The organism is Nostoc sp. (genome assembly GCF_036917455.1).
Taxonomy (GTDB): Bacteria; Cyanobacteriota; Cyanobacteriia; order Cyanobacteriales; family Nostocaceae; genus Nostoc.
The window spans coordinates 1-13,788 of record NZ_JBALDK010000251.1 but is presented as its reverse complement, the minus strand read 5'-3'; the positions used below and the strand labels follow the sequence as shown (position 1 = coordinate 13,788).

13 protein-coding genes are annotated in these 13,788 nt (G+C 42.3%); 5 read left to right on the top strand and 8 right to left on the bottom strand.

Features of this window, described 5'->3' with window-relative positions; genetic code table 11:
* Positions 1-116: 116 nt before the first annotated feature.
* A complete protein-coding gene (locus V7K42_RS27480; RefSeq protein WP_334920686.1) occupies positions 117-299 on the top strand; it encodes a hypothetical protein in 183 nt (60 codons plus the stop codon).
* Between the two features lie 329 nt (positions 300-628).
* Here V7K42_RS27480 and V7K42_RS27475 read toward each other — a convergent pair whose 3' ends face one another.
* Positions 629-3,811 (bottom strand): leucine-rich repeat domain-containing protein, encoded by a 3,183-nt coding sequence (locus tag V7K42_RS27475; RefSeq protein WP_334920684.1) that lies wholly within the window; start codon positions 3,809-3,811, stop codon positions 629-631.
* A gap of 65 nt (positions 3,812-3,876) precedes the next feature.
* Between V7K42_RS27475 and V7K42_RS27470 the strand changes: the two genes are divergently transcribed.
* Positions 3,877-4,008, top strand: coding sequence for a hypothetical protein (locus V7K42_RS27470; RefSeq protein ID WP_334920682.1), 132 nt, complete (start codon positions 3,877-3,879; stop codon positions 4,006-4,008).
* Positions 4,009-4,223: 215 nt separating this feature from the next.
* Here V7K42_RS27470 and V7K42_RS27465 read toward each other — a convergent pair whose 3' ends face one another.
* The 6 genes from V7K42_RS27465 to purE form a co-directional block, all read right to left on the bottom strand.
* Positions 4,224-4,490: an NIL domain-containing protein gene (locus V7K42_RS27465; protein ID WP_334920680.1), complete on the bottom strand. Its 267-nt coding sequence runs from the start codon at positions 4,488-4,490 to the stop codon at positions 4,224-4,226.
* 74 nt (positions 4,491-4,564) lie between these two features.
* Positions 4,565-5,443 carry a sulfate ABC transporter permease subunit CysW gene (cysW, locus tag V7K42_RS27460; protein ID WP_334920678.1) on the bottom strand — a complete coding sequence of 293 codons (879 nt, stop codon included), beginning with the start codon at positions 5,441-5,443 and terminating at the stop codon, positions 4,565-4,567.
* Positions 5,430-6,290, bottom strand: a complete 861-nt coding sequence (cysT, locus tag V7K42_RS27455) for a sulfate ABC transporter permease subunit CysT (protein ID WP_442938639.1) — start codon at positions 6,288-6,290, stop codon at positions 5,430-5,432. The genes cysW and cysT overlap by 14 nt, the downstream gene beginning before the upstream one ends.
* A 172-nt stretch (positions 6,291-6,462) precedes the next feature.
* The gene (locus V7K42_RS27450; RefSeq protein WP_334920676.1) at positions 6,463-7,605 is read right to left on the bottom strand and encodes a sulfate ABC transporter substrate-binding protein; all 1,143 of its coding nucleotides are present in this window, start codon (positions 7,603-7,605) and stop codon (positions 6,463-6,465) included.
* 492 nt (positions 7,606-8,097) lie between these two features.
* Entirely contained in the window at positions 8,098-8,877 is a 780-nt protein-coding gene (locus V7K42_RS27445) for a class II glutamine amidotransferase (RefSeq protein ID WP_334920674.1), read from the bottom strand.
* A 217-nt stretch (positions 8,878-9,094) separates the two neighbouring features.
* Positions 9,095-9,613, bottom strand: a complete 519-nt coding sequence (gene purE, locus V7K42_RS27440) for a 5-(carboxyamino)imidazole ribonucleotide mutase (RefSeq protein ID WP_334920672.1) — start codon at positions 9,611-9,613, stop codon at positions 9,095-9,097.
* 92 nt (positions 9,614-9,705) lie between these two features.
* Here purE and nagA point away from each other — a divergent pair, with 92 nt between their 5' ends.
* Positions 9,706-10,908 carry an N-acetylglucosamine-6-phosphate deacetylase gene (nagA, locus tag V7K42_RS27435; RefSeq protein WP_334920670.1) on the top strand — a complete coding sequence of 401 codons (1,203 nt, stop codon included), beginning with the start codon at positions 9,706-9,708 and terminating at the stop codon, positions 10,906-10,908.
* 88 nt (positions 10,909-10,996) lie between these two features.
* Here the strand turns inward: nagA and V7K42_RS27430 are convergent, their stop codons facing one another.
* On the bottom strand, positions 10,997-12,121 hold the full coding sequence (locus tag V7K42_RS27430; protein ID WP_334920668.1) for a site-2 protease family protein: 1,125 nt from the start codon (positions 12,119-12,121) through the stop codon (positions 10,997-10,999).
* Between the two features lie 383 nt (positions 12,122-12,504).
* Between V7K42_RS27430 and V7K42_RS27425 the strand changes: the two genes are divergently transcribed.
* A complete protein-coding gene (locus V7K42_RS27425; RefSeq protein ID WP_334920666.1) occupies positions 12,505-12,627 on the top strand; it encodes a hypothetical protein in 123 nt (40 codons plus the stop codon).
* Between the two features lie 524 nt (positions 12,628-13,151).
* Positions 13,152-13,715 (top strand): hypothetical protein, encoded by a 564-nt coding sequence (locus V7K42_RS27420; RefSeq protein WP_334920664.1) that lies wholly within the window; start codon positions 13,152-13,154, stop codon positions 13,713-13,715.
* The last annotated feature ends 73 nt before the right edge of the window (positions 13,716-13,788 follow it).

The window sequence follows — 13,788 nt, the reverse complement described above, 5'->3', positions numbered from 1 at the left end:
AAACCTTTTAGAAAAAGCAGCAGTCTAAATTTATAAATCAGTTAAATTACTGAATATGAAATCACAAAAAATTTAACTGACTTAATTCCAGACAGTTAAACAAAGGAAAACTAGTTATGAAACGTATGCTTGCAGGTGTATTAGTTGCTTTACCACTGTTTATTACTGCTATGCCAAAACAGGCATCAGCATTAGTAATTAGTCTTGGTGGGCATCATCATCAAAGATGGATTTCTGGGCATTGGGAGAGAATACATCATCGCGACGTATGGATTCGCGGTCACTATGAACGTTACTAATGAATTTAGCTAAATTCAGAATCACCTCTATCCAATAATTTTTTTATTAGATAGAGTGAAAAATAGTAGATTGGGTTTCGCTATTGCTCAATCCAACAAATGGTTGATAAGGTTGGATTTGGTTCCTCAATCCAACCTACAGTAATTTTACTTTTTACCCTTAATTCAAGCCTATTGAGTTATGTTGAATAGCCAACAAATAATTTTTTTCAAACAGAATAAAGGAGTCATAATTCATTCTGAATCGTGACCGAAAAAGCAGAAAATATTTTTCACGCGATAACTACTTTCAATATCAAACTACTCCACACCAACCTGCACATCAAGGACTAATGCTTAATTAGTTCTATGCCTAATTTGTTACCTATTTCCATAACATTGTTTGTAAAGTCTGTTATACCTGCGATCGGGGCAGCAACTACACTAGCAGCAGTTAATAAAGCTAGTAGACGCTTTCTGAGTTTGGGTAAACTGCGTTCTTTTTCTGGCTTTTGAATTTCTACTTCTACATCATCAATATCAATGATGATGTCGTCGCGGATTTCTGGTGGGAATTGGGCGGTAGTTTGGCGCAGGTTGCCGATCAGTTGCAGAATTTCGCTGATGTTTGCGCCGCTTGTTTGGGTGAAGTTAGAGGCTTGCTGTCTGGCGTTGTCTTTGACTTCGTTGGCAAAGTTGGCGATGTTTGGGTTTTGAAAGTTGTTTGTGTTTTCTGTCATGGGTTTATATTCTCCTTGCTGGTTGTTATTGTTATTGTAAATGTTGACAATTGTAGGGCGATCGCTTTCTGGATCGCCTTTTGGTATTTTCTGACGCGATTCTCGTGATTCATAGCCATCTAAAAGTTGACGCAAATCAAGTTTTAATTTTAGTTTGCCGATGGTGATTGTGCTTTCACCCATTGATTCGAGTCCGAGGAGTTCTTGGTAGTCGAGGGGCGGATGTTTGGGATGGTTGGGGACGGGAACCCATTTGGTGATTTCGAGATTGGGGAGACTTTTGTGGATTTTTTGGAAGACATCGCGGAGAATGCCGAGAAATAAGCGGCGGGTTTCTTTGCGTTCGCTAATGGTGATGAAGATTTTTTTGTCTTCTGGATCGGCTTTGATCCGAGCGATGTTGTAGATTTCGTTGTTTTCTTGATATTGCAGCATTACGCCACTGCGCCAATAGATTCGGTTATGGATTTTTTCGTGGGTGATGACGATGAAGCGAGAGATGATGCTTTCGGGGAGAACTTTGTAATGGTATTGAAATTCCAAGGTTTTGCCTTGGAGTTCTGTTTCGTCTGGTTGGTCTTTAGGCAAAAGTCCCGCAATCAGAAATTGTGGTGGGTAACATTCTAGTGCAAAGCAAAGCTCAAATTCTTTCATCAGCCCGATCAGATAACTGTGACGCTTGGTGGGGTAGCGCTCTGGATCGAGAATGCGGATGAGATCGGCGGGGGTAAAAATGCCTTTGGTTTTAGTTTTGAGGTTTTCATCGCTCAGGAGGGCGTAAATGCCTTCTGTAACCCAGTTGGGTTTGAGGACGTTGGTATCTTTGAGGATGGGATGCTCGCGGAAGTTGAGAACTAAGCCAAGCCGATGGAGGAGATCGATCAGTTGCTCTTGGTTTTGTTCTTCGGGAATATTGTTTTTGTAGCAGATGCCGATATAGCTGCTGTAGGTGATGAAGTCTTCAGTCATGGATTCGAGTTTTTGTTTAACCTCAAACCATGTCAGGGGTAGAAGGTCGTAAACTTCTTTAAGTTTGCCGACTTGCTGCAAAATGGCGTTGCGAAGTTCATCAATGCCGATATTGTCTTGGCAGGAGGTTTCGATAATCGCTTGGATGTTAGGATATTTTTCGCGTAATGCTTTGCGGTTGATGTCGAGGGGTTGTTCGTCCTTTTTGTTGCCAACGATAATCACGGGAGACTGTCCGCCGAAGCTTTCGATTAGTTTCAGCCAATATTCGATGCGGTTTTCTTCTTCGCTGGTGCGACAATTACAAACGAGGAGATAGAGGCTGCGCTTAGTCAGAAAAAACTGATGGGTGGCATGATAAATTTCCTGTCCGCCAAAGTCCCAAACATTCAGGCGGATGTCTTTGCTATTGACTTGCACGTTCCAAGTTTCCACATTGAGTCCGTCGGTTTGAGGTTGATTTTTATCATATTTATCGCGGATTAGTCGCTCGATGAGGGATGTTTTGCCGACGCTACCTTGTCCGATGAGCAAGAGTTTGGCTTCGTTGAGTGGACGCACTTCACCGCTTCGGAGTAATTGCAAGTAATTGAAAATGTCTTTAACTGAACCAACATCATCAGAAGATCCTAAAATCTCTGGTGAAATAGGAAGCGGATTTCCCCGTAAATCTAGTTTTTCCAATTTCGGCAAACTTTCGATCGCCTCTGGAATCTCGGTTATTTGGTTGCCAATGAGGTAAAGCCTAGTCAGATTGGTTAATTTAGCGATCGCCTCTGGAATCTCGGTTATTTGGTTGAAATTGAGGTGAAGCTGCGTCAGATTGGTTAATTTAGCGATCGCCTCTGGAATCTCGGTTATTTGGTTGCCAATGAGGTCAAGCTGCGTCAGATTGGTTAATTTAGCGATCGCCTCTGGAATCTCGGTTATTTGGTTGCCAATGAGGCCAAGCTGCGTCAGATTGGTTAATTTAGCGATCGCCTCTGGAATCTCGGTTATTTGGTTGGAATCGAGGTAAAGCCTAGTCAGATTGGTTAATTTAGCGATCGCCTCTGGAATCTCGGTTATTTGGTTGGAATTGAGGTGAAGCTGCGTCAGATTGGTTAATTTAGCGATCGCCTCTGGAATCTCGGTTATTTGGTTGCCAATGAGGTCAAGCTGCGTCAGATTGGTTAATTTAGCGATCGCCTCTGGAATCTCGGTTATTTGGTTGGAATTGAGGTGAAGCTGCGTCAGATTGGTTAATTTAGCGATCGTCTCTGGAATCTGGGTTATTTGGTTGGAATTGAGGTGAAGCTGCGTCAGATTGGTTAATTTAGCGATCGCATCTGGAATCTGGGTTATTCGGTTGGAATTGAGGTGAAGCTGCGTCAGATTGGTTAATTTAGCGATCGCCTCTGGAATCTCGGTTATTTGGTTGCGACTGAGGTGAAGCTGCGTCAGATTGCTTAAATTAGCAATTGCCTCTGGTATTTCAGTTAGCTCTACTCGAATTAAGATAAGTTCCTCTAAATGTAGTATTTGCGTTACCACATCGGGAATGCTCTCTAAAGGATTGCTACTAATATCTAACTTACGCAAATTAGGCAAACCCGATAGTTCGAGTGGAAGCGTTTTTAAATTGTTGCCCGAAACCTTCTCAAAATAGCGGCTTCCTACGTATTCATCACTTTCAACCTTCTTTCCCAAAATCAAAGACTCAAGCTGCTTCAATTTACCAATTTCTACAGGTAACTCAGTCAACTCTTGCCCCGACAAGTCTAACTCTTGCCAACCTTCAGCCGCCGCGCGATCTATCAGTACCAACAACTCATCCTGTGTCATAATTCCAAGGAGAAGGGTAAAAGGAAAGAAGATTGATGGAGATTATCTTAACTGATTAGAGAAAAATGCTAGATCGTCACTTTTTGGCGATCGCGCTGACTTGTCGGTTCGCTGTTTGGGATATTGCGGATTTAGGCGTAGGCGTAGCCCGTCGTAGACATCGCGCTTTGAGATGTGGCGATCGCATATATCAGTAAACCAAAAAGTTTTCTCCAGAGAGCGATCGCTAAATACTTTCTTTTATTACTATGAAAAAATAAAATATTTGTAGGTTGGGTTGAACAAAGTGATACCCAACCTACGCTTAGATTTATAAAAACTAATCACAAACATTGGTTTCTGATTTTTATCTCGTGAGAGTCAAAAAAGCTTTAGTAAACTCAAAGTGATTTAATTTCACTTGCGTTTGATTTTACCAATCAGTTGCTTTAGTATCATCCCAGACTTCCAATTCCAAGTCGCGGAGATAACTTAACCCGCTCTGAATTTGTGCATCTGTTCCTTGTAGTTCAAGGTCAAACCAACCATCACCGACAGCATTAGCTCCCAAAATCGCTGCTGTGATATTCACAGTCAGTCCATAATTAGACACCAGGCGAGAAATTACAGGTTCCTGGTGATAGTCCTTGGGAATTCTTAGACGAATCCGTTTATTGGTAAGTGTATTGTCACTAGCCATGATTGTCACCATCAAGGGGATTGGACATTGTGGATTGGGTAAGGCAGAAGTATTCTCCCATACCCAAAATCTAACTATTCAATATCTTTAATGCTGGTTTTGCGTTCTAAAATCTCTTTCAGTACTAAGGTTACTACTGCTAGCAACGCTAACAATACAGCCGCAGAGAAGGCAGCTTCGGTTTCATATTGTTTGTAAGCATCTTCTACAAACAGTGGTAGGCTCTGGGTTTGGTCAGCAATGTTGCCAGATACTACCGAAACCGCCCCGAATTCACCCATTGCTCTGGCATTGGTCAAAATTAAACCGTAGAGTAAGCCCCAACGGATGCTAGGTAAGGTGACGCGCCAAAATATCTGCCAATCTTTTGCACCTAGAGTTCTAGCAGCTTCTTCTTGATCTTTACCAAATTCCTCTAAAACAGGAATTACTTCCCGCGCCACAAAGGGCATACTCACGAAAGCTGTAGCCAGCACCATACCTGGAAAGGCAAAGATGATCTTGATATCATGTGCTTGGAGCCAAGGGCCAAACCACCCATTGCGTCCGTAAAGTAGCACAATCATCAATCCTGCGACTACGGGCGAGATGGAAAAGGGCAGGTCAATAATGCTTAAAACTATGGCGCGTCCAGGAAATTTATGACGAGCGATCGCCCACGCTGCACATAGCCCAAATACTGTATTCAAGGGCAGAGAAATTACAGCCAGCAATAGTGTTAACCAAGCTGCATGGAGAAAAGCCGGTCGCGTCAGGTTAGACAGAAACGGCCCAACACCTTTGCTGAAGGCTTGGACAAATACGTTGATTGCAGGGATGTATTGAACTAGGGCTAAATAAGCGATCGCTATACTAATTAAAACTATTGGCACCCAACTCTTCTGCTCTTTAGGCTTGGCTATATCTGTATCAGACCCAGAAGATGAGTGAAAACTTGGTTTATCTACTGTCATATCGCCTTGCCCATGCTTGTAAGAAATTAATTGCCAATAGCAATACCAACGAAATTGATAGTAAAACTATGCCAATTACTGTTGCACCAGAATAGTCATACTGCTCTAACCGTTGGAAAATCAGCACAGGTGCGATCAAATCTTGATAGGGCGTATTGGAAGAGATAATTACAGTTGACCCATATTCTCCAACTGCACGGGAGAAACCCAAGGCAACACCAGTTAAAATTGTCGGAAATAAAGGTGGCAAAATCACTTTCCAGAAGGTCTGCCATTGAGAAGCACCTAGACACCAAGCGGCTTCTTCAATTTCATGTTCCATTTCTTGAAGCACAGGTTGCACAGTTCTCACTATAAAAGGTAGTGAGATAAATATCATTGCCACCGCTACTCCCGTGCGGGTAAAAGCTACCTTGATTCCCAGTGGTGCTAGTAGCGAGCCTATCCAGCCATTATCGCTGTAAACTGTTGCCAGGGTTAACCCTGCTACCGATGTTGGTAGTGCAAAGGGTAAATCCACTGTCGCGTCAATCACGCGTTTTAAGGGAAAGTCGTAGCGAACTAGAACCCAAGCAATCAGAGTACCAAATACACCATTGAGTAAGGCAGCAAATATCGCTGTCACAAAAGTTACGTTGTATGTTGCTAATGCGATATCGCTGGTTGCGATCGCCCAAAATCTCGCCGGAGGTTCCGTACTCGCTTTCAGGAACATGGCGGCTATGGGGATAAACAACATCACCGTTAAGTATGCAATGGTGATTCGCCAAGTCCAGGGAACCCGCCCCAATTTCTTCCAGAATGGCGTTTTGCCGTGAACTTCCAAAGAAGGAGATACAGTCGTCACGTCGCTTCGCTCCGAATTCAAAATTCAAAATTCAAAATTCAAAAAAAGTTTTTTGAAAGTTTTTTGTCGGTATTCGTAATTCGTAATTATTACCTCAAAACTTTTCGTGCAGTGCGCCGTAAGTAAGTTAATTGGTCTTTTCAATTACGAATTACAAATTACGAATTACGGACTATTTTTGGGCTTGAATTTTATCAAACACGCCCCCATCTGCAAAGAACTTCTTATCGATTGCACTCCAACCACCGAAGTCTGCAACTGTACCCAGAGTTTTTACTTTGGGAAATTTGTCTTTGACTTCCTTGGTTTGAGCTAAAGTCTCATCCACAGGACGGAATCCTAATTTGACAAACTCTTGCTGTGCTTCTGGGCTATAGAGGTATTTCACAAAACCTTCAGCAACTTCACGGGTTCCGTGCTTATCGACGTTCTTATCTACCACTGCGATCGGGTTGTCGATGGATATATTCACATCGGGAACGATATATTCAACCTTCTCACCTTTTTGTTGTGCCAAAATAACTTCGTTTTCGTAGTTTATTAAGACATCTCCCTGTCCTTGTTTGGCGAATGTATCAGTAGCTTCTCGTGCATCTTTAGGTAAGATTGGGACATTTTTGTAAACTTTAGTTACAAATGCAGTAGCTTTAGCTTCATCGCCACCTGTTTTAATCACAGAATCCCATAGTCCTAAGAAATTCCACTTAGCACCGCCTGAAGTTTTGGGGTTAGCAGTGATCAGTTTTACACCGTCTTTGGCTAAATCTTCCCAGTTCTTGATGCCTTTAGGATTGCCCGAACGAGTGACTAATGCTGCAACTGATTTGGAGACAATACCATTGTTGGGAACTTCCTTCTCCCATCCTGGCTGAATCAATCCAGCTTTTTCGATCTTTGAGGTGTCTCCAGCTAGTGCCAAGTGGACGACATCTGCTTCCAAACCATCGATAACAGCGCGAGTTTGGGAACCAGATCCGCCATAGCTTTGCTTGAAGACGACAGTTTGGTTATGGTCTTTTTTCCACTGTTCTACAAATTTAGGAATAATTGCTTCGTGAGCCGCTTTGGTGACAGCAAACGAAACCAGAGTTAGTTCAACACTATCTTTGTTTGCAGCCACAGGAGTAGCACTAGGGGTTTCAGAGGAAGCATTACTCCCAGTTCCTCCACCAGAGCAGGCGGCAAGCGCCACACTCAATACAGTCCCTACTAAAAAGAGCGATATAAAGCCTTTGAGCGAATTTAGTCTGAACCGATATGTTCCATGTTCAGCGATCGCTTGTAACCTTTTCAGTGGGCGTTGCCACAAACTCATTCTATTTTCTCCGCTAAATCTACAAGTAGTCGATGGGAATACAGTTATATACTGTTTATCATACTGGATGATTACATGTATCTAGTTGCAAACACTAATAAACATCATATTCTTTATCGAGAACATGGTGATTTTACCAGTTCTATGAAAAATTACAATGCTTTTATTTTTCACTATCAAGTTGTCATCACAATCGGCTACTTAGTATATCAAGCAACTTGCTAGGGAATGAACCGCAAGATTTACCTGAAATTAGCTGTAAATTAAGTAAGTCGGTGTGAATATTTATCATTAAAATCAGGCAAGAAGCAGGGAGCAGGAGGCAGGAGCCAATAGGACTTTAGTCTACTTTAATTTTATTAACATAGTTTAGTTTTTCCCAGTCGCTCTATTTGCTCAATATGAAAAATAGAAAAAACAAAACCCATTTAGAAAGTGTCTAAATGGGAAATTTTATGATGAATTTTTGAATTAGCCTACAGAATCGCATTCTTAAGTAAATGCATATTTCATGGGCGAGCCATCCTGAAAAACTAGTAATTCTCCTGGTTGGATTCGTGTCCAAACTTCGTTGTCCGTGAGAGGTGTGGTAGCAATGACAGCAACGCGATCGCGTTCGGTAGTCACTTCCCGAAAATCTACAGTCATGTCTTGATCGATCAAATGGGCAGCTGCAAAGGGCGCTTGGCGGACAATGTAGCTGAGGTTGGTTGAACAATAAGCAAAAAAGTATTCACCATTTGATAATAGGTAATTAAATATACCTAACTTTGCAATTGCATCACTAATTTGTTTTAGTACAGGGTACAGTTCTTTGATGTCAGGTTTACCATCAGGAAAGCGCGATCGCAATGTTTCTAGCATCATACAGAATGCTTTTTCACTATCTGTGTCACCTACGGCTTGATAAAAGCCCGAATTTTCAGGATCAAAATTTGGTAAATTACCATTGTGGGCAAATACCCAATACTGACCCCACAATTCTCTACGGAAAGGATGGCAGTTGTGTAAGGCAATTTCACCCTGAGTAGCTTTGCGGATATGGGCTATAACATGGGTTGAGTGGATAGGATAACTCCGCACCAACTCCGCTACCGGAGAAGCAATAGAAGGCTGGGCATCTAAAAACATCCGACATCCCTTCCCTTCAAAGAAAGCAATGCCCCAACCATCGCTATGATGATCTGTTTTTCCTCCCCGTGCAGAAAACCCTTCAAAAGAAAAGCAAATATCCGTTGGAACATTGCAATTCATTCCGAGCAATTGACACATGGATGTTGTAGCTCTCAATTTTTGACTAAGTTCTCAGAATCAAGATACTTCAGAATGCTGTATTGATTCTGGAGCGATCGCTTCAATCTTAAAATTTAATTGGAAATTGGGAATTGGGCATTGGGAATTGGGTATGCTTATTCTCTCTGTCCCCTTATTGCCTTCATCCCCTGGGCTGCTGTTAATATTTCTTAACTAATTACGAATTACGAATTATCTAAAGCATTTGCTTTAAATATTGCTCATAGCCTAGTTGTTCTAGTTTTTCTTGCTTTGCAATTACTGATTCGCATAGGGTTTGGCGATATTGTTGAACTTTTTCTAGTAATTCTGGTTGCTGAGTTGCAAGGATTTGTACTGCTAAAAGCCCAGCATTTTTGGCATTACCGATCGCCACTGTTGCCACAGGAATACCCCCAGGCATTTGTAAAATAGAGTACAAAGAATCCACACCTTGTAAGTTTCGGGTGGGTATAGGAACACCGATAACAGGAAGTGGTGTTAAAGACGCTACCATTCCCGGCAGATGGGCAGCACCACCAGCACCGGCAATAATCACCTTAATACCTCGTTGGTGTGCAAGTTGGGCATATTGCACCATCCGTTCTGGGGTACGATGAGCAGAAACGATCGCCACTTCGCTCTCAACGCCAAATTCATCACAAACTGCGATCGCATCTTTCATGGTGGGCAAATCAGAATCGCTGCCCATGATAATACCAACTACGGAAGTCATAGAATTTTAGATTTTGGATTTTGGATTTTGGATTAATAGTCGATGGTTCAATCTAAAATCGGGTCAGGTTTAATTATTCCCTAGCCAGTGTGATGACCCAAGCAACACAAAATCCTGTAGATATTATCAATGCTAGAGTGCCTGGTTACAAAGATTTGCAAATGCTCTTGGTTAACCAAGAGGGCACAATTGAGCAAATCTTGCCGATGGGTACAGTAGAAGCACGCAGCCGTGCATCCATAATAAATGTTGCTGGCGACTGGATTTCATTAGGTGGCGTTGATTTGCAAATTAACGGTGCTTTGGGATTGGCATTTCCTGATTTGACAGATGAAAATGCTCATAAACTCCAGAAAATCTCACAATTCTTGTGGGATGTCGGGGTAGATGGATTTTTACCAACACTTGTGACAACTTCAGTAGAAAACATTCAGCGATCGCTTGCGATTATTGCTGAACTTCCCAATCAATCAGCAGGTGCAAAGATTCTGGGAGTACACCTAGAAGGGCCATTTTTGAATTTGCAAAAGCGCGGCGCACACCCCGCAGAATATCTCTTACCTCTAACAATGGATCTGGTAAAGCGCGTTTTGGGTGATTATGCCAATGTTGTGAAAGTCATCACCTTAGCACCGGAGTTAGATTTCACTGGTGAAGTAATTCCATATTTGCGTTCTCTGGGAATCATTGTCAGTTTAGGGCATTCTCAGGCAACATCTGCCCAAGGGCAACATGCCTTTAAACAGGGTGCAACGATGGTAACTCATGCTTTCAACGCTATGCCAGCATTACATCACCGCGAACCAGGTTTATTAGGGGCAGCAATTATCCATCCTGATGTGATGTGTGGTTTTATTGCTGATGGCGAACATGTTTCGCCCACAATGCTGCAAATTTTACTTCGCGCTAGCTATCAAGAACAAGGACTCTTCCTCGTCAGCGATGCCCTTTCTCCTCTAGGGCTACTCGATGGCGTGTATCCTTGGGATAGTCGGGAAATTGAAGTTAAAAACGGTACGGCACGACTTGCCGATGGCACTTTATCGGGGACGACTTTACCCTTGTTGGTGGGAGTGCAGAATTTGGTGAAGTGGGGAATTTGTGACGTAGAAACTGCGATCGCTTTAGCTACTAATGCACCTAGAAAAGCAATTGGTTTACCAGGAATTATTAAGAGTCAATCCGCTAACTTATTACGCTGGCATTGGGATGAGACTACAAAAGAATTAACTTGGCAACGTGCGATCGTGAAGCCAGAATCTGAAAATTTATCTGTTACTCTCAACTCCATATAATTCCAAAGTACGGAAAAAGGAAAGGGCTTTTATTATCCCTTTCCTCTTAACCTGAGTGGAGTCGAAACTAGAATTACAAATTATTGATCTATGCAGGGTTAGGTTGAGTTCGGCTTTGCAGTAGTTGGATAATTGCAGCTTTTTCTAAGATTCCAACTAGAACGCCATTCTCACGAATCACGGGAAGCACAGATAGTTTTTGTTGTTCGAGTAACTGCATTACTTCCAGCAGAGGCTGATCTGATTGGACTGTGGTTGATTCGGTAATTGGTCGCATGACTTCTTTTACTTGAGTTTCTGACCACATTGCTGTTGGAACGCTTCGTAAATTATCAACTGCGATCGCACCTAATAATTGTCCATCATTATCAGTCACTAGGAACCGATGCCAGTTTTGCCCACTTATGACTCGCTCATCGGCAAACTCTCTCAAGCTAAGACTTGCAGATACAATCGGGCTATCTTGAGTTACAGCATCTTCAGCAGTCAAACCTGTAAGTTTTTCTTGCACTCTGGCAAATTGAGCCGCATTCCCAGCATTTTGCAATAAGAAGAAGCCAACTAACAAGTTCCAGAAGTTACCCGCGTTGCCAAATAATACTAGGGGAAGTACACCAGAAAGAATTGCTACCCAACCGAAGATTTGCCCAACTCGACTCGCAAAGGTAACGCCTTTATAAGGATTACCTGTAATTTTCCAAACAATAGCTTTCAGTATATTTCCGCCATCTAAGGGCAAGCCAGGAATGAGGTTAAACAGGGCTAATGCCAAGTTCACAGAAGCGAGAACACCGAGAATTGCCGCTAACGGGCCTGATACAGTAGTTGTAACGCCAATAGCTGTAACGATACCACATAGTAGTAAGCTTACCATTGGCCCCGCGATCGCTACCCAGAAAGCCTCACCAGGGGTTTTTGACTCTTTTTCTAAGCTAGCCAAACCGCCAAATATAAATAGTGTGATGGATTTAACATCAATACCTTGACCCATCGCAACAAAGCTGTGGCCTAATTCATGGGCGACGACAGAGGCAAATAACATCAGCGCTGTCATCAGTCCTAGTAGCAAAGCTAACCCCGCAGACAATTGGGGAAATTGCGCCGCCAGTCCACTGCTATAGCTCCAAGTTACTAAACCCAGAACTAAAAACCATGACGGATGGATATAGAAGGGAATTCCGAAGAGATTACCAACGCGAATTGTGCCATTCATGTCGTTCACCTTTGATTTCAGCTTCGAGAGGTTTGTTTTTGTCCTGCTCGATATTTTTAGTGTAACGAAAGGTTAAGAGATTTTCATCTTGGTGATGGTAGTAGTGTCCGTCTGTAAAGGTGTGGTTATTAGTAATATTTGCGAATAATACTTTACTAGTACTTCTGGGGATTCTTATTAGTTTTTATTAGTAAATAAAATGTGTTTGTCTTGGTGTGGGAGCTAGCCTGACACCAAACAAAATAGAACTATTTGACCGGTTCTTGGCGGCATTACTCCAAAAAAACTATCACACATTTATGCTTCTAGTACCGCTTGGCGGAAGTAAGCAGACCATTAAAACCTACAAAAATTCGGCGGACTGCAAGGCTTAAAAATGGTATGTGTATTTCCGCCGTGCTGTACTAGTTCGTCATGAAGAATGGGAAGGCGATCGCTTCCCTCGCTGTAGGTATGGCAAAAGCACTACAGTCGTAGGTACTCCTGAAGTTTTGTCATGTGCGTAATTTCATCAAGATAAAAAGCTTTTTACTTAAAGTTTTGATAAAGTCACTGTTTAATTACGTAGTTGAATTGATTTCTTCCAACCAAGTTGGTATGATATCCTCAATCGAAAACATGTGTATTATACCAGTACTTTATCTGGAGCAGAGGAGCAGAGGAGCAGGGGAGAAAGAAGAAGTTTTAGGTATTGCGTTCGGATATTTAGAAATTCCCCTCTGCACCCTTGCCCCCCTGCCCCTCTGTAATCCTTACGCTACATACTCTTCAGGTTGCTTAACTTAGTGCCATTCCGCCAACTGGGTAACAAATACTAGCAAAGTATGGATTTAGCAGTCCGAAGTCTGTTCCTGAACCTCAAGGAGTTGGTGGAATTTTACTTGCTGTGAGTGTAGCTTTTGCCTTACAGAGAAAGTTAGCTGCAAAACAGCAAAAAGTTCAAGTGAGCGATGAATACCACAGTTAGAAAATCGAGGAATTTGGTGAATTTTGAAACAAGCTGTTAGTAAATCCAAGTAGAAAACAAACCATGAAGAAACAAACTATATTTCCTTTATTTCCTCAAGTAATGGCCAAGATTGGTACAACCTTTATAGCAGGACTTACATTTAGTTTATTGCTTTCTAACCCTATCTATGCTGCCACCTTTGGTACTAATTTGATAGTAAATGGTGATGCAGAACTTGGGCAAGGAGATCCAATTGGTAATGCTGTTGGAGCTGATATACCTACTATCCCAGGCTGGACTCCGACAGGTAGTTTCAGTGTATTAAAGTACGGAGCAACAGGTTTTAGTTTTACCAACCCATTAGGTAATGTAGTGAATGTTACCGTTCCTGGAACTGATGTTCCAGGGCCAAGCGATCGCGGCGCAAATTTATTCTTTGGCGGCGCAGATCGAGCCTCGAGCAGTGCTTCGCAATTAATTGATATATCTAATCTGGCTTCAACTATTGATGCAGGTGAAGGTACGTTTAACTTAAACGGTTGGTTGGGGGGATATAGCACTGATGAAGATAGTGCAGCACTAAACATTACTTTCCTCGATCGGGCTAACCAGTCTCTAGGCATCATCCGTGAGAGGTTAGAATAAAGCGCCTTTTGTCAATCAGCTAAAATACTCAAAACAGTCTTAACAAGAATGATAATCGTGTATGGGGAGAGGG